The sequence below is a fragment of the Janibacter sp. DB-40 genome, from assembly GCF_029510815.1.
In the GTDB taxonomy this organism is placed as follows: domain Bacteria; phylum Actinomycetota; class Actinomycetes; order Actinomycetales; family Dermatophilaceae; genus Janibacter.
The window spans coordinates 2,312,811-2,329,412 of the sequence record NZ_CP120360.1 but is presented as its reverse complement, the minus strand read 5'-3'; the positions used below and the strand labels follow the sequence as shown (position 1 = coordinate 2,329,412).

General features: G+C 73.0%; 16 protein-coding genes. 12 read left to right on the top strand and 4 right to left on the bottom strand.

All coding sequences use genetic code 11. The features are described 5' to 3' along the window. The first annotated feature begins 88 nt into the window (after positions 1-88). A complete protein-coding gene (locus PVE36_RS11075; protein ID WP_277452356.1) occupies positions 89-2,899 on the top strand; it encodes a peptidoglycan-binding protein in 2,811 nt (936 codons plus the stop codon). A gap of 21 nt (positions 2,900-2,920) precedes the next feature. Here the strand turns inward: PVE36_RS11075 and PVE36_RS11070 are convergent, their stop codons facing one another. Then, the gene (locus PVE36_RS11070; protein ID WP_277452354.1) at positions 2,921-3,658 is read right to left on the bottom strand and encodes a TIGR03089 family protein; all 738 of its coding nucleotides are present in this window, start codon (positions 3,656-3,658) and stop codon (positions 2,921-2,923) included. Between the two features lie 66 nt (positions 3,659-3,724). Here PVE36_RS11070 and PVE36_RS11065 point away from each other — a divergent pair, with 66 nt between their 5' ends. Then, positions 3,725-4,735, top strand: a complete 1,011-nt coding sequence (locus PVE36_RS11065) for a lysylphosphatidylglycerol synthase domain-containing protein (protein ID WP_277452353.1) — start codon at positions 3,725-3,727, stop codon at positions 4,733-4,735. A gap of 5 nt (positions 4,736-4,740) precedes the next feature. Here the strand turns inward: PVE36_RS11065 and PVE36_RS11060 are convergent, their stop codons facing one another. Next, positions 4,741-5,550: an aminoglycoside phosphotransferase gene (locus PVE36_RS11060; RefSeq protein WP_277452351.1), complete on the bottom strand. Its 810-nt coding sequence runs from the start codon at positions 5,548-5,550 to the stop codon at positions 4,741-4,743. A 29-nt stretch (positions 5,551-5,579) separates the two neighbouring features. Here PVE36_RS11060 and PVE36_RS11055 point away from each other — a divergent pair, with 29 nt between their 5' ends. After that, positions 5,580-6,485 (top strand): DNA-3-methyladenine glycosylase 2 family protein, encoded by a 906-nt coding sequence (locus PVE36_RS11055; protein ID WP_277452349.1) that lies wholly within the window; start codon positions 5,580-5,582, stop codon positions 6,483-6,485. A gap of 9 nt (positions 6,486-6,494) precedes the next feature. On the opposite strand, the gene PVE36_RS11050 is transcribed toward PVE36_RS11055, so the two are convergent. Beyond that, a complete protein-coding gene (locus tag PVE36_RS11050) occupies positions 6,495-7,436 on the bottom strand; it encodes a 2-phospho-L-lactate transferase CofD family protein (protein WP_277452348.1) in 942 nt (313 codons plus the stop codon). A gap of 176 nt (positions 7,437-7,612) precedes the next feature. On the opposite strand from PVE36_RS11050, the gene PVE36_RS11045 reads away from it, so the two are divergent. From PVE36_RS11045 to PVE36_RS11020, 6 genes are all read left to right on the top strand, one after another. Next, positions 7,613-7,888, top strand: coding sequence for a WhiB family transcriptional regulator (locus PVE36_RS11045; RefSeq protein ID WP_277242072.1), 276 nt, complete (start codon positions 7,613-7,615; stop codon positions 7,886-7,888). Positions 7,889-7,902: 14 nt separating this feature from the next. Beyond that, positions 7,903-10,971, top strand: a complete 3,069-nt coding sequence (locus PVE36_RS11040) for a glycosyltransferase (RefSeq protein ID WP_277452346.1) — start codon at positions 7,903-7,905, stop codon at positions 10,969-10,971. Next, positions 10,968-12,209, top strand: coding sequence for a DUF5719 family protein (locus PVE36_RS11035; RefSeq protein WP_277452345.1), 1,242 nt, complete (start codon positions 10,968-10,970; stop codon positions 12,207-12,209). Before PVE36_RS11040 ends, PVE36_RS11035 begins: the two co-directional genes overlap by 4 nt. After that, a complete protein-coding gene (locus PVE36_RS11030) occupies positions 12,191-12,421 on the top strand; it encodes a hypothetical protein (RefSeq protein WP_277452343.1) in 231 nt (76 codons plus the stop codon). Before PVE36_RS11035 ends, PVE36_RS11030 begins: the two co-directional genes overlap by 19 nt. 195 nt (positions 12,422-12,616) lie before the next feature. Continuing rightward, complete coding sequence (locus PVE36_RS11025; RefSeq protein ID WP_277452341.1) at positions 12,617-13,660, top strand: TerC family protein; 1,044 nt, start codon at positions 12,617-12,619, stop codon at positions 13,658-13,660. A 33-nt stretch (positions 13,661-13,693) separates the two neighbouring features. Continuing rightward, positions 13,694-13,984 (top strand): winged helix-turn-helix domain-containing protein, encoded by a 291-nt coding sequence (locus tag PVE36_RS11020; RefSeq protein WP_277452340.1) that lies wholly within the window; start codon positions 13,694-13,696, stop codon positions 13,982-13,984. 65 nt (positions 13,985-14,049) lie between these two features. Here PVE36_RS11020 and PVE36_RS11015 read toward each other — a convergent pair whose 3' ends face one another. Next, on the bottom strand, positions 14,050-14,448 hold the full coding sequence (locus PVE36_RS11015; RefSeq protein WP_277452339.1) for a metallopeptidase family protein: 399 nt from the start codon (positions 14,446-14,448) through the stop codon (positions 14,050-14,052). Between the two features lie 71 nt (positions 14,449-14,519). On the opposite strand from PVE36_RS11015, the gene PVE36_RS11010 reads away from it, so the two are divergent. The 3 genes from PVE36_RS11010 to PVE36_RS11000 all read left to right on the top strand — a co-directional run bounded on the left by PVE36_RS11010 (position 14,520) and on the right by PVE36_RS11000 (position 16,597). Continuing rightward, a complete protein-coding gene (locus PVE36_RS11010) occupies positions 14,520-14,903 on the top strand; it encodes a DUF3499 domain-containing protein (RefSeq protein ID WP_277452338.1) in 384 nt (127 codons plus the stop codon). 81 nt (positions 14,904-14,984) lie between these two features. Further along, on the top strand, positions 14,985-16,412 hold the full coding sequence (locus tag PVE36_RS11005; RefSeq protein ID WP_277452336.1) for a phosphomannomutase/phosphoglucomutase: 1,428 nt from the start codon (positions 14,985-14,987) through the stop codon (positions 16,410-16,412). Next, on the top strand, positions 16,409-16,597 hold the full coding sequence (locus PVE36_RS11000) for a Trm112 family protein (RefSeq protein ID WP_277452334.1): 189 nt from the start codon (positions 16,409-16,411) through the stop codon (positions 16,595-16,597). Before PVE36_RS11005 ends, PVE36_RS11000 begins: the two co-directional genes overlap by 4 nt. Positions 16,598-16,602: the final 5 nt, after the last annotated feature.

Genomic DNA, 16,602 nt, shown 5'->3' with positions numbered 1-16,602 from the left:
TGAGCACCGAGTGACGAGTGTGACGAATGAGGGTGACGTAGTCCTGATCGGGCTACCCCTGCCCGTGCCCTCACCTAGGAGCAGCCGCGTGTCACGTTCCGTCCGCCTGGTTGGTGCCGCCCTCATCCCGGCATTCGCCCTCCCCCTCGCCACCGGGAACGTGGCTCGTGCCGCTGTTCCCAGCCCGCCGACGAACAACAACCTGCCCGGCGATCTCGACGTCGCCTCGCCGTACGTCCCGCAGGACACGTGCGACCCGCAGGCAAAGCCCGGGGTGCTCGCATTCGCCCGCCTCATGGCCAGCCACTACAGCGAGTACAACTACGGGATCTCGCGCACCTGCACCAGTGGCGTCACCGAGCACTCCGAGGGGCGCGCCCTGGACTGGATGCTCAACGCCTACGACCGGCACGAGCGTGGCGTCGCGGACTCGGTGCTGGCCTGGCTCATGGCTCCGGACGCCCAGGGGCGGCAGGGAGCGATGGCCCGCCGGTTCGGCGTCATGTACGTCATCTGGGACCGCAAGATCTGGGGTACCTACCAGATGGAGGCCGGCTGGCGCGACTACAACGGCCCCAACCCGCACACGGACCACATCCACTTCAGTTTCAGCTGGGACGGCGCGATGCAGCGCACGTCGTGGTGGACCGGCAAGGCCTGGACCGGGGTCTCGACCTCGCCCTCCGGCCCGTCGATCCCGCTCACGCCCCCCACGTCCTACCCGGTCCTCAGCGAGGGCGCGCGCGCTCCGGAGGTGCAGCTCGCGCAGCAGGTCATCGGCGTCACGGCCGACGGGGTCTTCGGTCCCGCGACGAAGAGCGCGTTGATCTCCTGGCAGCGCAACCACCGCCTCGCCGCCACCGGCGTGCTGGACAGGGCCACCTGGGACCGGATGGTCGCCCTGGGCGAGGTCCCGGCCCGCGGGGAGGTCACCACGACGACGCCGACCCAGGACACCGTCCGCCTCGGCTCGCGCGGCGAGTCGGTCAAGTCACTCCAGCGCATCCTCGGACTCTCCGTCGACGGCGTCTTCGGGTCGAGGACCGATGCCGCCGTGCGGGAGTTCCAGGAGGACAAGTCGCTCAAGGTCAACGGTGTCGTCGACGGCAACGTGTGGAAGGCCCTCACCGGCAAGAGCTACACGAGGACGGGTACCTCGGAGACCACGAGCAAGGACATCCCGGCGACCGTGCGTCGTGGGTCGACGGGTGCCGCGGTCAGGGAGCTGCAGAAGATCCTGCGCATCGGTGTGGACGGCATCTTCGGGTCGAACACCGAGTCGTCGGTCAAGTCCTTCCAGCGCAGGAAGTCGCTGAAGACCACCGGCGTCGTGGACAGCAACGTCTGGAAGGCCCTGAAGGGCATGTCGTACAAGAAGACGGCCACCTCGACGGGTGACTCGTCGTCGACGAAGATCCCGGCGACGGTGCGTCGTGGGTCGACGGGTGCCGCGGTCAGGGAGCTGCAGAAGATCCTGCGCATCGGTGTGGACGGCATCTTCGGGTCGAACACCGAGTCGTCGGTCAAGTCCTTCCAGCGCAGGAAGTCGCTGAAGACCACCGGCGTCGTGGACAGCAACGTCTGGAAGGCCCTGAAGGGCATGTCGTACAAGAGGACGGCGACGTCGGGCAACTCGTCGACGGACGACTCGTCCTCCTCGACGAAGATCCCGGCGACGGTGCGGCGGGGCTCGCGGGGTGCTGCGGTCAAGCAGCTGCAGAACGTCCTGGACCTGAAGGCGGACGGCATCTTCGGCTCGAACACCGAGTCGGCGGTCAAGTCCTTCCAGCGCAGCAAGTCCCTGAAGGCCGACGGCATCGTCGGCGCGAACACGTGGGAGGTGCTGCTCGGCAAGCGCTCGTCCGTCGCGGGTGCCTCCAAGGGCGACAGCTCCTCCACGTCGGGCGGCTCGTCGACGGACGACTCGTCCTCCTCGACGTCGATCCCGGCGACGGTGCGGCGGGGCTCGCGGGGTGCTGCGGTCAAGCAGCTGCAGAACGTCCTGGACCTGAAGGCGGACGGCATCTTCGGCTCGAACACCGAGTCGGCGGTCAAGTCCTTCCAGCGCAGCAAGTCCCTGAAGGCCGACGGCATCGTCGGGGCGAAGACGTGGGAGGTGCTGCTCGGCAAGCGCTCGTCGACCTCCGGTGGCTCGAAGGACGACAGCTCGTCGAAGGACGACTCGTCCTCCTCGACGTCGATCCCGGCGACGGTGCGGCGGGGTTCGCGGGGTGCGGCGGTCAAGCGGCTGCAGAGCGTCCTGGACCTGAAGGAGGACGGGATCTTCGGCTCGAACACCGAGTCGGCGGTCAAGTCCTTCCAGCGCAGCAAGTCCCTCAAGGCCGACGGCATCGTGGGCGCGAAGACGTGGGAGGCGCTCCTGTCCCGCGGCGGCGGTGCCCAGTCCGTCTCGCCGGCCGCCTTCCTCGGCTCCGCCGGGGTGGCCACCGTCGCCACGACGACCGAGTTCGCGCGGCTGAAGTCGATGGTCCTGTCCGAGGGGGCGCGCAGCGCGGGCGTGAAGAAGGTCCAGCAGGTCGTCGGCGGCGTCGCCGTCGACGGGGTGTTCGGCGCGGCGACGGCGACGGCGGTGCGCAGCTTCCAGGCCGCCCACGGGCTCCCTGTCACCGGCATCGTCGAGGAGCAGACCTGGGACGCGCTCGAGGCGACGAAGTACCCCTTCCTCGCCTACCGCACGACGGTCCTCAAGCCGGGCTCGACCGGACCCGCCGTCACGGCTCTCCAGTCGCGGCTCGGTGTGGCCGCGGACGGTACCTACGGCCCCACCACCGAGCAGGCGGTGCGGTCCCTGCAGGAGCGCAACCGGCTGACGAGGACCGGCTACGTCGGTGCCGTCACCTGGCAGGCCCTCGAGCGCGAGGTGCGTGTCCCGGCCTGATCGACGTGACGCACGAGGGCGTCACCCCCGCTGGTCCCCGGACCGGTCGGCGGTGACGCCCTCGCTCGTGGCACGACGGGTCAGTGTCTCCGTGTCGACCTCGCCCAGCTGCAGCACGAGGGAGCCGCCACCGGCCCAGACGGCCATCGCCGTGCGCAGCAGGTCGCCGGCAGTCGGGTCGACGAGGTGCACGCGTGCCCCCTTCGCCACCGGCACCTCCGCGACGACGTCGGCGACTGCCGCGCCGTGGGTGAGCGAGGTGCCGCCGAGCGTGAGGGCGAGGTCCTCCTCGTCGGGCTCCTGCCAGGCCGCGAAGTCGTCACCGAAGGAGGCCAGCTCGGCCGCCTCGTCCATCACCGAGTCGGCGAGGTCGGTCCCGGCCGAGCGGGCGAGCGCGCCGCGGGTGACGAGCACGGCGGGTCCGTCGACGGGGAGCGACCCGGCGTCGTCGGTGACCACGAGGTCCGCGGCGAGGTCGCCGTCGAGGTCGACGTGCGCCCCGACCGACCACACGGCCCAGGCCCAGTAGAGCAGGCGCCAGTGCGGCTGCATCGACAGGCGGACCACCGACCCGGGCTCGATGTCCCACTCCTCCTGGAGGGCGTTGCCGGCCTTGCTCACCCACGTACCGAGGACGCGCCCCGACAGCTCGATGCGCTCGCCCGCGGTGGGGCCGGGCACGTCGTCGTAGCAGGTGACCCGCGGAGCGGACGAGTCCCGGTCGTTGAGGGTGGAGAGGACGGAGGCGGGGTCGGTCATGGGGCCACCCTACGAAGGGGGAACCTCCGCTCCCGACGGCCGTCCGGTCGCATAGGCTGCACCGGGATGAGCGAGGTGGACCAGCCGGCGGTGCGCACCACGCGTCGGCACGTCGTCGACGTGCTGCGAGTCGGCTTCCTCGTCGTCGTCCTCGTCGTGGTGGGCGTGGCGCTGTGGACCAACTGGGAGGCCGTGCGCTCCGACCTCGGCCGCCTCGGGCCGGCCACCCTCGCCGCCGCCACACTTCTGGCGCTGTTCTCCCCCTTGCTCACCGTCCTCGGGTGGCGGGTGCTCCTCGCCGACCTCGGGTCCCGGCTGCACATCGCCGCCGCGAGCGGCGTCTTCTTCGTCGGCCAGCTGGGCAAGTACCTGCCCGGGTCGGTGTGGTCGGTCGTGGTGCAGACCGAGATGGCCGCCCGGCTGGGTGTGCCCCGGCGGCGCACCGCGGTCGGAGGTCTGCTGTGCATCGGCCTGTCCGCCCTGACCGGACTGGCGGCCGGTCTGCCAGCACTGCCCGTGCTGCTCACGCGTGGTCAGGTGACCCTCCCGTGGTGGAGTGTGCCGCTGGCCATCGCCCTGCTGCTGCCCCTGCTGTGGCCGCCCCTGCTCAACCACGGCATTCGCCACGCGCTGCGGCTGCTGCGCCGTCCCCCGCTCGAGCACGACCTGGGGGCGGCCGCGATCGGTGTCTCGAGCGCGTGGTTCACCGGCTCCTGGCTCGTCGGGGGACTGTCGGTGTGGGTGCTGGCCCGCGGCCTGGCACCCGGTGACCCGGACCTCTCCCGCCTCCTCCTCGTCGCCGTCTGCGGTTACCTGCTCGCCGTGGGCATCGGGACCTTCAGCGTCGTCGTGCCGGCCGGTGTCGGGGTGCGCGACGGCATCCTGGTGCTGATCCTCGCGACCGAGCTGTCGCTGTCCGCCGCGGCGGCGGTGGTGGTGGTCTCCCGCTTCCTCACCGTCCTCGGTGACGTCGTGTGGGCCGGGGCCGGCTGGCTGTGGGGCCGCTCGCACCACGTCCTGCCCGAGCAGCTGCCGGCGTCGGGGACCCTGCCGGTCGACCCGGGGAGGCGGCGGTGACCCGCTCAGGCCCCGAGCCCGGCGAGCAGCGGCCCGAGCGCGTGGGCGCAGGCCGGGGCGTCGGCCTGACGGCCCCCGACCAGCCGGAAGATCGCCGCCCGGACCATCGCCGCGCCGGCGGCCCCCGTGGCCCACTCGTCCATGACCGCGGGGTCGGCCGCGTGCCACAGCACCGAGTCGAGCACGAGGACGGCCTCGGCCCACAGGACCGGGCGTCGGTAGGGGGTGATGTCGACGACGACCGGGGCCCCGCGCGGGTCCAGGAGCACGGTGCCTGCGAGGTCGGCGTGCACGAGCTGGTCGGGCCCGAGCGGTGTGTCCTCGCGATGGTCGACCAGCACCTGCAGCAGCTCTGTGCCGTCCGTGCCGAGCCCTACGGGCACGGACGCCTCGCCGAAGGCGACCCGCTCTGCCCACGCCCACCGGTCCTCCCGATGGGGCAGACCCGGGTCGGGCACGTGCCGGGCCAGCTCGGCGTGGAGCACCGCACCGACCGCGCGCGTGGCCACGAGATCGGTGAGCGGCACGGCGCCGGGCTCGAAGCGCGTGGCGGCCCAGCCGTCGACGACCCAGCTGCCGTCCCGGGCCGGGACCGGCATCGCGATCCGCAGGTCCCGGTGGTCCCGTCCGCGGCGGGTGTCGAGGTCGACGGCCAGCCGGGCGATGCGGGGGCTGAGGGCGTCCCGGGTGCTCGCGTCGCGCCCCGGGGAGAGGACGAGGTCCCCCGCGCGGACGCTCTCGTGCTGACCGCCCGGCACCGGCTCGGTGTCGCCCGGCACGGCGAACATGTCCAGGACGTGCTCGGTCGGTCGCATCGTCGCCAACCTATCGCCACGGTGCTCCCGTGAGGACCCGACGGCACCGGCCGCCCGCGCCGCTCGACGTCGACCGGACGCTGGCCCCCTTCGTCCGCGGATCGGGTGATCCCACCAGCGAGCGGGGCAGGGACGGCTGGTGGTTCGCCTGGAGCACTCCCGAGGGTTCGGTGACCCTGCACCTCGTCCAGGACGCGGACGAGGTCCTCGCCCGCGCCTGGGGCGGGGGAGGGGAGTGGATGTTGGAGCGGCTCCCCGACCTGCTCGGTGCCCGCGACGACCCGAGCGGCTTCACCCCGCACCACGACCTCGTCGCGCGGGAGTGGCCCCGCCAGTCCGGTTGGCGCGTGCCCGCCAACGCACTCGTGTCGCAGATGCTCGTGTGCTCGGTGATCGAGCAGAAGGTCACCGGCCGCGAGGCCTTCAGCAGCCTGCGGCAGCTCGTCCGCCGGTTCGGCAGCCCGGCGCCGGGGCCGGGGGAGGAGCGGGGGCTGGTCGCGCCGCCGAGTCCGGCGCAGTGGGCCCGGATCCCGTCGTGGGCCTGGGTCCGGGCCGGGGTGGACGGCTCGCGCTCGCGCACCGTCGTCGCCGCGATGCGTGTCGCGGGACGCCTCGACGAGTGCGCCGACCTGCCGCTGCAGGAGGCGCAGCGTCGGATGCGCTCGCTACCGGGGATCGGCGTGTGGACGGCCGCCGAGGTCGCCCAGCGGGCACTGGGCGACGCGGACTCGCCGAGCTTCGGCGACTACCACGTGGCCAAGGACGTGACCCTGGCCCTGGACGGCACGATCGGGGACGACGCGCGGATGGCCGAGCTCCTGGCGCCGTACGAGGGACAGCGCTACCGCGCGCAGCGGGTGGTCACGGCGGCCGCGCGCCGGCCGCGACGCGGACCGCGTCGCAGCCTGCCGACCCACCTGCCCACCCGGTGGTGAGCCGCCCGCTCAGGAGCGAAGGGAGAGTGCGTGCGCCAGCGCGGTGGCGGCGACGTCCGCCGGGGCGGACTCCGCGAGCGGCGCGGTGTGCGCTGCGGTGGCCCAGCGGGACCCGGCAGGCGCTGCACCTGCATCGGCGGGGTCGACGACCCAGCCGTCGAGCAGGTCCTTGAAGAGCCCGGCGACGCCGCCGGAGGTGACGACTCCGACGGTCGCCAGGGAGGCCGCGAGCGGCTGCGGGGCCGGGACGTCGTCGACGACGGGGCTCACGCCCACCACGGGGGCGGAGGTGCCGCGCAGGGCGTCACGCACCCCGGGGACGCCCAGGACGATGCCCAGCGCGAGGACGGGGTCGCTCGGGGGCAGGAGCACGACGTCGGCGCTGCGGACGGCGTCGAGGACCTCGGTGCCGGGGTGCGCGCGGTCCAGGCCCGCGACGACGAAGCGCGCGGCGCCGGGGCTCGCGAGCTCGCGGCGCCACTGCTGCACGTGCACCGCACGCTGGTCCTCGGGGCCGTCGAGCACGACGTGCGTCTCGACGGGGACATCGGACATCGGCAGGATGCGTACGGTGTCGGGCACCCCGCGGGTCCGAGCGAGGTGGGCGGTGACCTGGCTCAGGGAGTCGCCCCGGCCCAGCCAGGCGGTGCGGGCGACGTGGACACCCATCTCACGGTCGGAGACCGGGTACCACTGCGGCTCCAGACCGAGCGCCGCCAGCTCGTCACCGACGACGTGGGAGGACCCGGCGCCCCCCGCCGTCCCGAGTGCCTCCACGAGCAGGTCGAGGTCGGGGCAGAGCCGCAGTCCCCACAGGGAGATGTCGTCGCCGGTGTTGGCGATGACGGTGACCTCCGCGCCCCCGAGGTCGGGGTGGTGCTCGAGGTGGTCGAGCAGGCCGCGGGTGAATCGGGCACCGGGTTCGCCCCCGGAGATCACGGTGATGCGCATGGGCACATCGTCGCAGGCCGTCGGATTGCGGATGCACCGGCCGACCGCTCAGCGCTCACTATCCCGTCCGGCTTGACGACGCACGTATGACACGCATGTAATTACGGACATGTCGTAACACTTTTGGGTGTGACAGACATGAAGTCCGGGTCGAGTGCCGAGGTCGAGGAGGGACCATGTTGCACGAGCTTCACCTGATCACCGCCGATGAAATCGACGAGTCCGAGCCGACTGAGTTGTCCTGGCAGGAGCGGTCGCTGTGCGCGCAGACCGATCCTGAGGCCTTCTTTCCGGAGAAGGGCGGCTCCACGCGCGAGGCGAAGAAGGTCTGCACGGGGTGCGAGGTGCGCAAGGAGTGCCTCGAGTACGCCCTCGAGCACGACGAGCGCTTCGGCATCTGGGGCGGCCTCTCCGAGCGCGAGCGCCGCAAGCTGAAGAAGCGCGCGGTCTGACTGTCGCCGAGGCCGTGACGCAGCAGACCGGTACCACGTCCTCCGCCACCCCCTCCCGGCGGACGACGGCGCCTCCGGCGACCGTCACGGCCGTCATCGTGGCGCGTTCGAGGGAGGGGACGGGCCAGACAGTGCGCGCCCTCCTCGCGCAGGACCTCCGGCCCGATCGCGTGCTCCTCGTCGACGGGGCCCTCGACGGACTCGGCGACACCAGTGACCTCCTCGCACCGGTGGACGACGCCGAGATCGATGTCCTGACGACCACACTCGGCGGCCGGCGCGGTCTGCGCCGGATCCTGCCGTCGATGGTCGACAGCCTTCCGCGAGCCGACGTCGGCCGGGACCTGGTCTGGGTGCTGACCTCGCGCTCGCGGCCCCACCCGGAGGCCCTGCGTCGACTCGTCTCCGCAGCCGGGAGGACCGTCGGCATGGTCGCGCCCAAGCTCGTCGACGAGGAGGACCCCTCCCGGATCGTGCGGCTGGGCCTGCAGGTCACCCGTACCGGGCGCATCGTTCCCGAGCCGGCCGCCGGGACCACCGACCAGGGGCAGTACGACCGCACCATCGATGCGATCTCCGCACCGCTGGAGGGTCTGCTCATCGACCGCGCCGTGCTCGAGCGGCTCGGCGGCCACGACCCCGGCATGGGCGACTTCGGTGGCGATCTCGACCTCGGGTGGCGCGCCCAGCGGGCAGGACACCGGGTCGTCCTCGCCCCGGGCGCCGCCGTCGCCGTCGCGCCCACGGCGGCGGAGCGACGTCCGACCGTCGACCACCGCCGGCAGGCCCGGCGGGTGGCCCTGACCCGTTGCCACCTCCTGGCGGCCCCCTTCCTCGCGTTGTGGATCCTCGTCGGCTCCCTCCTCGGGGGGCTGGCCCTCATCGTCCTCAAGCGGCCGGGGATGGGCGCGTCCGAGCTGGCGAGCATCCCCGCCGCGATCGACCCGCGCAGCCTGCGCTCGCGACTGCGCGGCAAGGCCCCCCGAGAGGTCGCCCGTCGCGACCTCTCCTCGCTCTTCGTCCCGCCGTCGGCGGCCCGTCGCCGGCTCGCCGACGAGGCCCGCGGCTCGGTGGGCCGGGACAAGGGCGTCGCCGCCCGATCCCTCGAGGCCGAGGGGCGCAGCGTCCTGCTCCACCCGCTGCTGTGGGTGGTCCTCGCGGCGGGGGTGATGTCGGGTTGGGCCGCGCGCCACATCACCGACGAGTTGCGTCACCGCTTCGACGCCGGCCTCGTCGGTGGCGAGCTGCTCGGGGGCCGGGCCACCGGTGGCCAGCTGTGGGACTCCTGGTGGATGGCCTGGCACGGTCAGGGTTGGGGCAACGGCATCGAGCAGTCGCCCGCCACTGCCGTCCTCGCCGGGGTGACCACCGTCGCCGGCTGGATCCCCGCCGTCGGTGAGGGGGACTCGCCTGCGGGGATCGTCCTGGCCGTCTTCGTCATCGCCGCCCTTCCCCTGGCCGCCGCCGTCGCCTGGACGAGCACACGCACCTTCACCCATCGTCCGTGGCTGCGGGCCGTCGTGGCCCTGGCCTGGGTGACCTCCGCGCCTGCCGCCGTGGCCGTCGGCGAAGGGAGGATCGGCGCCCTCCTCCTCCTCGTGCTGCTGCCCCGGGTCGCCGCGGGTCTGGTGCGCGCCGGTCGACGCCGCACGGCGTACAGCGACGTCGTGCGGACCGCCCTGTGGGCCGCACTGCTCGGGACCGTGGCCCCCCTCGTCGGCATCGCGGTTGTCCTCGTCGGGCTCGGCCACCTCCTGCGCGGCGGGGCGCGCGGCCACTGGCGCGGCCTCACCCTCGCGCTCACCCCCCTCCTCCTGGCGGGACCGTGGCTGCTGGCCCTGCGCCGCGAGCCCGCCCACCTGCTCACCGGCTGGGGCCTGACCGGCACCCCCGTCGACCTGCCACCGTGGCAGCTCGCGCTCGGGCAGCTGCCCGGTGGTGCGGCGACGACGTGGTGGACCGCGGGCGTGCTTGCCGTCGGTGCGCTCGCGCTGCTCGTGCCCGGGCCCCGACGGGCCTCCTGGGTCGCGGCCGCAGCCGCTGTCCTCGGCATCGGCTGGGCCGTGGGCGCCTCCCACCTCGTCCTCGGGCACCGACCCGCGGGCGCGGTCGAGGCCGGCACGGCCATCACCCCGTGGGTCGGCACGGGCCAGCTCGTCCTCGTGGGAGCGGCCCTGGTCGCGGTGCTGCTCGCCGCGGACGTGCTGCCGGACTCCCTTCGCGGCGCAGGCCGTCGCTCCCTGCTGATCGTGCCCGCCGTCGCCCTCACCGTCGCGGCAGTGGGCAGCGGAGTGGTCGTCGCAGAGCACTCCTACGGTGACCGGCTGACGACCTGGCGGGACCCGCGCCCGCTCGTCGCGATCGCCGGAGCAGAGGGGGCGACCGCCGCCCGCACCCTCGTCGTCGACCGGCGCGAGAACCAGCTGGTCTACCGCCTCCTCGGCAGCGAGCCGGGTGACCTCGTGCGCGACCTCCCGTACGAGACGCCACCGGTCCCCGGCGAGGAGCAGGTCGCGAGCGCGGTGGCACGGGCATTCGGGCTCGGCGAGGGCGAACGGGCTCCCGCGGACGTCCTCGCCGAGCAGGGTGTCGCGCATCTCGTCGTCCTCGACGCGACCGACGCCGAGCTCCGGCTGCTCGATGCCTCCCCGGGCCTGTCCCGGCTCGGGTCGAGTGCCGGGAACTACACGTGGGCGGTGCGCTCGCCGGTCACCGACGGGTCGACCTCCTCGCGGGTGCGTGTCACGAGCGGGGGGTCCAGCGCGCCTGTCGAGGGCGTCGGTGCACATGCCGACACCGACGGCCCGGTCCCCGTCCCCGGTGGTGACCGACTGACCGTCGCCGAGTCGCTCGACTGGAGCGACCAGACCGAGGTGCGGGCCGACGGGAAGCCGCTCGAGCTGCTCACCCGCAGCGCCGTGCCGACCTACGACCTGCCCGAGGGCACCGACGAGGTGGACATCGACGTCGGAGCCGGCCACCCGGTGTGGAAGATCGTCCAGATCATCGCCCTCGTGCTCGCGCTCTACCTCGCCCTGCCCACGGAGCGCCGACCTGACCTCGAGGACGAGGAGGCCCGATGAGCAGCCCCGGCCCGGACCGCCGCGTCTGGCTGCACCCGGCCGCGCGCGTCGTCGCCGTCGGCGTGCTGTCCGCAGGCGTCGTGCTCGGGGCCGACCGCCTCGGAGCCGTCTCCTCCGGCCCGGTGGCGCAGGGCACGGGCGAGCAGGTCGCCGCGACGGATGTCACCTCGTACTGCTCGGGTGACCCGCTCGCGGACAGCTCCGAGATCGACGTCACCGGCTCGACCGCCGCGCACGCCGCGCCCGACACGGTGCTCCAGGGCGTCGTCACCCCGAGCGGGGAGCCGGGGGAGATCGCCGTCGGCGACCTGTCCGACGACCCCGCCGAGACCGAGGGGGACGCCACGCCGGAGGGCCGGCCCGCCAGCGTGGTCGAGGACGGGCTGGGGGAACCGGTCCGGGTCCGCGCCCGTGCGGACCACGCCCCGGGCGTGGCAGTGGGACAGTCCTTCGTCGCCGGTGGTGACCGCGCCACCGGGCTGGCCGCGGTGCCCTGCACGGCGCCGACCGCCGATGCCTGGCTCGTGTCCGGTGGCGCCCAGGAGGGACGCCAGGAACACCTCGTACTGACCAACCCCGGCGCCAACCCGGTCTCCGTGACCGTCGCGACGCTCGGCGGGGAGGCGGAGGAGTCGGTCGTCGTCCCCCCGCGGGACCGCGAGGTCGTCCTCCTCGACGCCATCGGTGGGACGGACACCCCTCAGGCCGTGCACGTCACCAGCAGCAACGGACTCGTCGTCCCGACGATCGTCGACCACCACCTCGACGGGTTGACCCCCGCCGGGGTCGAGACCTCGGTCCCGACGAGGGCACCGAGCCGACGGCAGGTGATCCCCGCCGGTGCCGAGGGCGACGGGCGCGGGCTCGTCGTCGGAGTCCCCGGCGGGAGTGACGCCGTCGTCCAGGTCCGCAGCCTCGGCGAGGGCGGCTCACGCAGCGCGACGGTCGAGACCGTCCCCGCCGGCAGTGCCGTCGACCTCGACCTGCCCGACACCTCCGGTGCGCACGCCTGGCTCGTCGAGTCCGACGAGCCGGTCGTGGCCGCCGCCCACCTCACCCGGGAGGCCTCGGACGGGACGCGTGACATGGCCTGGTCGGTCGCGACCCCTGCCATTCGCTCGCTGGGCGGGGTCGCGCTACCCCCGATCCGGGCGAGGACGTGGCCCGCACCGTCAGCGTCGCCGCCGACGAGGAGCCGGCCTCCGCGGAGGTGCACGCCGTGCGCGACGGCAGGGTGACCACGGAGGAGGTCTCGCTCGAGGCCGGACACAGCACCTCCGTCTCCGTCGGCGAGGCCGACGCGGTGTGGGTGCGACCCACGCGCGGCTCGGTCCACGCCGCCGCCCTGGTCGTCGGTGGTGACGACGCGCGAGAGGCCCGTGCCGCCTCCGTGCCCGTCCGCCCCTCCCGGGTCGCCGTGCGCGACATCGAGGTCGTGCGCCGGCGCTGACCGGCGCGAGGCAGCCGTCGACGGACCGGGCGAGTGCTTGCGCTGACAGGTGAAGTCTGGTTCACTCTTTCCGCAGGAGGGGAGTATCCCGCCAGCGTCTCGTCGTCACTACGGCCCGACCCACGGGTCCCGGCGAGCGGACCCCGCACGGGGTCGGGAGAGACCTTCGATCGAGTCGATCGAAAGGGTCTTGTCATGGATGTCCCGTTCTGGGTCTGGGCCGCGGTGTTGGCCTTCATCGTGGTGATGCTGGCCGTGGACCTGTTCGCCCACCGCCACGCCCACGTGATCGGGGTGCGGGAAGCCGCGGTCTGGTCCGGGGTGTGGGTGGCCCTCGGTGTCGCCTTCGGCGCCATCGTCTGGTCCGTGTGGGGGCCGGAGTTCGGTCAGCAGTATTTCGCCGGGTACCTCATCGAGAAGTCGCTGGCGGTGGACAACGTCTTCGTCTGGGCGATCATCTTCAGCTACTTCGCCGTACCCCGGGAGTACCAGCACCGGGTGCTGTTCCTCGGTGTGCTGGGCGCCCTGGTCTTCCGCGGCGTCTTCATCGCCGCCGGCGCCGTGCTGATCCAGAACTTCACCTGGATCCTCTACGTCTTCGCCGCATTCCTGCTCTACACCGGGTACCGGATGATCCGCCAGCGCAACGAGCACCTCGACCCCGCGAAGTCCGCCGTGCTGCGGGCCTTTCGCCGCTTGGTGCCGATGACCGAGGCCTACCACGACCAGAAGCTGCTGGTCCGCCGGGGCGGGATGCTGCTGGCCACCCCGCTGCTGGCGGTGCTGGTGCTGGTCGAGGTCACCGACGTGGTCTTCGCTGTGGACTCCATCCCGGCGATCTTCGCCGTCACCGACGAGGTGTTCCTGGTCTTCACCGCCAACGCCTTCGCGGTCCTGGGCCTGCGCGCGATGTACTTCCTGCTGGCCGATCTCGTCCACCGGTTCATCTACCTCAAGATCGGCCTGGCCCTGGTGCTGATCTGGGTCGGGACCAAGATGATGCTCAAGATCGACATCTTCTACATCCCCACCACCCTCTCCCTGGCCGTCGTCGCCACGATCATCACCGTCTCCGTCGTCGCCAGCCTGCGCGCCACCCGCGGCCAGGGGCGCCGAGTCCTGGCTGCTCCGACCGACCCGCCGTTCCGGGTCGCCACCGAGGCGGAGAATGCCGTCCTGGAGCCGCTGTGGGGGTCACGTGGCGCGACTTCCACTCCCTCCGACCCCCGGCCCCGCTAGCAGTTGCACCTCACCCCCAAGGAGATGAGCCCCGTGGGACCCGAAGAGACGTGGACGTTCCTGAGCAACCACGGCCACGTCCTCCTTGCCGTGGCCACCGACCCCGACCGGCGGGTCCGCGACATCGCCGCAGAGGTCGGTATCACCACCCGAGCGACGGTGACCATCCTCAACGACCTCGAGGACGCCGGCTACCTCCGCCGGACCCGGATCGGGCGGCGCACCCACTACACCGTCGACCCGCGCCGCCACTTCCGCCACCAGCTCACGGCCGATCACGAGATCGGGGAACTTCTCGCCATCTTCACCTCTGCCGCTCCGTGACCCACCAGCCGTCGCCCGGGTCGTGTGCCGTGCGCAGTCGTCGCGGCGTCCCACGACGAGGACGCTCAGGGCCGGTGCGGATCGATCTCGCGCGGGTCGACACCCAGCAGCAGCGCGATCTGCTCCACGAGCACGTCGTGCACGATGATCGCGTGGTTGCGTCCCCGTGCCGCCGTGAGGATCGGACGGCGGTAGACGACGATTCGTGCCGGCAGGCGCCCCTTGGCCGGCCACAACCGGGCGAGCGGGACGCCGTCCTCCCACGACGCGGGATCGGAGGGCGGGACCTCCTCGACCGCGAACTCCACCTGCGACCAGCGCCGCCCCAGCACGGGCTCGTAGCGATGGGCGACGTCGAGGACGAGGTCGTCGAAGGCCTGTGCGCGCGAGGTCATCGTCGGGACATCGGGGTGGGCCAGTGGCCCACGCATCCCGCGTCCTCGTCGGTCCCGGTGGCGGCTCATCACCGACGATCGTAGGTCCCCGGCGGCGTGCCGGTCCGCGGGTCGCCGCGGGCGTGGCCTATCGTGCACGGGTGACTCTTTCCCGACAGTGCTCCCGAGCGGCGTGCCCGCGACCGGCTGCCGGGACCCTCACCTACGTCTACTCCGACTCGACGGTGGTCCTGGGCCCCTTGGCCACCTACGCGGAGCCGCACGCCTACGACCTGTGCGACGAGCACGCCACGCGGCTGACCGCCCCGCGCGGGTGGGACGTCGTCCGGCTTGCCATCGACCAGCCGGCGCCCGCGTCCCACGACGACCTCGTCGCCATCGCCGAGGCGGTGCGCGCCCGCCCCTCGGCGGCCACCGACTCCGAGCGCACCGCGGACCTCCCGACGACTGCCCGCCGGGAGCCCGCCAGCGTGACGGAGACCGGCCGTCGCGGCCACCTGCGGGTGCTGCGCGACCGCGACTGATCCCCCTTCGGCACTGTGGCCCGAGGTGGGCACGCATCCGGCCCCGGGGCCGACCGTTCGTGGGCGAACTAGGCTGACAACGTGACCACCCTCGCCGACTTCGTCAAGGCCTATGACGTGCGCGGGCTCGTGCCCGAGCAGCTGGACGTCCACGTCGTCCACGCGCTCGGGGCCGCCTTCACCGAGGTGGTCGCGCTCGCCGACGGGGCCCCCGCGGTCGTCGTCGGGCACGACATGCGCCCCAGCTCGCCCGAGCTCGTCGAGGCCTTCGCTGCCGGTGTCACCGCGCGCGGTGTCGACGCGCTCCACATCGGCCTCGTGAGCACGGACGGGCTCTACTACGCCAGCGGCGCCCTCGGCCTCCCGGGGGCCATGTTCACCGCCAGCCACAACCCGCCGCAGTACAACGGCATCAAGTTCTGCCGCTCCGGAGCCCGGCCCGTCGGGCGGGAGACCGGACTGGCGAGTGTCCGCGACCTGGCCCAGCAGCTCCTGGACACGGGGACGACCGGCTTCGAGGGCGTGGCCCCGGGGCGGGTGGAGCGACGTGACGTGCTCGCCGAGTACGCCGCCTTCCTCCGCGGCCTCGTCGACCTGCGGGGGTCGCGACCGCTCCGCGTGACCGTCGACGCCGGCAACGGCATGGCCGGCCTGACCGTCCCGGCCGTCCTCGGGACCGAGGGCGGCCTGGCGGAGCTGCCGCTGCGGATCGACCCGTTGTACTTCGAGCTCGACGGGACCTTCCCCAACCACGAGGCCAACCCGCTCGACCCCGCCAACCTCGTCGACCTGCAGGAGCGGGTGCGCAGCCACGGAGCCGACCTGGGCATCGCCTTCGACGGCGACGCGGACCGGTGCTTCGTCGTCGACGAGGCAGGCGACCCGGTCAGCCCGAGCGCGATCACCGCGATGATCGCCCGGCGCGAGGTGGCCCGCGAGGTCGCCGCGGGCCGCGAGGCGGGAGAGGTCGCGATCGTGCACAACGCGATCACCTCCGCCGCGGTGCCGGAGATCATCGAGGAGTCCGGCGCCCGACCCGTGCGCACCCGGGTCGGGCACTCCTACGTCAAGGCCGTCATGAGCGAGCACGACGCGGCCTTCGGGGGCGAGCACTCCGCGCACTACTACTTCCGTGACTTCTGGTTCGCCGACACCGGCATGCTCGCCGCGATGCACGTCCTCGCGGCGCTGGGGGAGTCCGACGCGCCGCTGAGCACGGTCATGGCCCCCTACGAGCGCTACGTCGCCTCGGGGGAGATCAACTCCACCGTCGAGGACGCCGACGCCGTGACCGCGCGTGTACGGGCGGCCCACGAGGACCGCGACGATGTGGTCCTCGATGAGCTCGACGGGCTGACCGTCACCCGTGGCGGGGAGCCGATGTGGTGGTTCAACCTGCGTGCGAGCAACACCGAGCCGTTGCTGCGCCTCAACGTCGAGGCGGCCGACACCCACACCATGACCCAGGTGCGAGACGATGTGCTGATGATGATCCGGGAGACACGATGACCGATTCGACGATCGAGCCCTGGCTGCGCGAGATCCTGCGCTGCCCCGCCTGCCGCACCGCGCTGCGTGACGAGACCGGTGACGGCCCCGAGCTGGTGTGCGCGAATCCCGACTGCGGCCTGGCCTACCGGGTGGACCGGGGCATCCCGGTGCTGCTCGTCGACGAGGCACGCAAGCCGGCCTGAGGTCG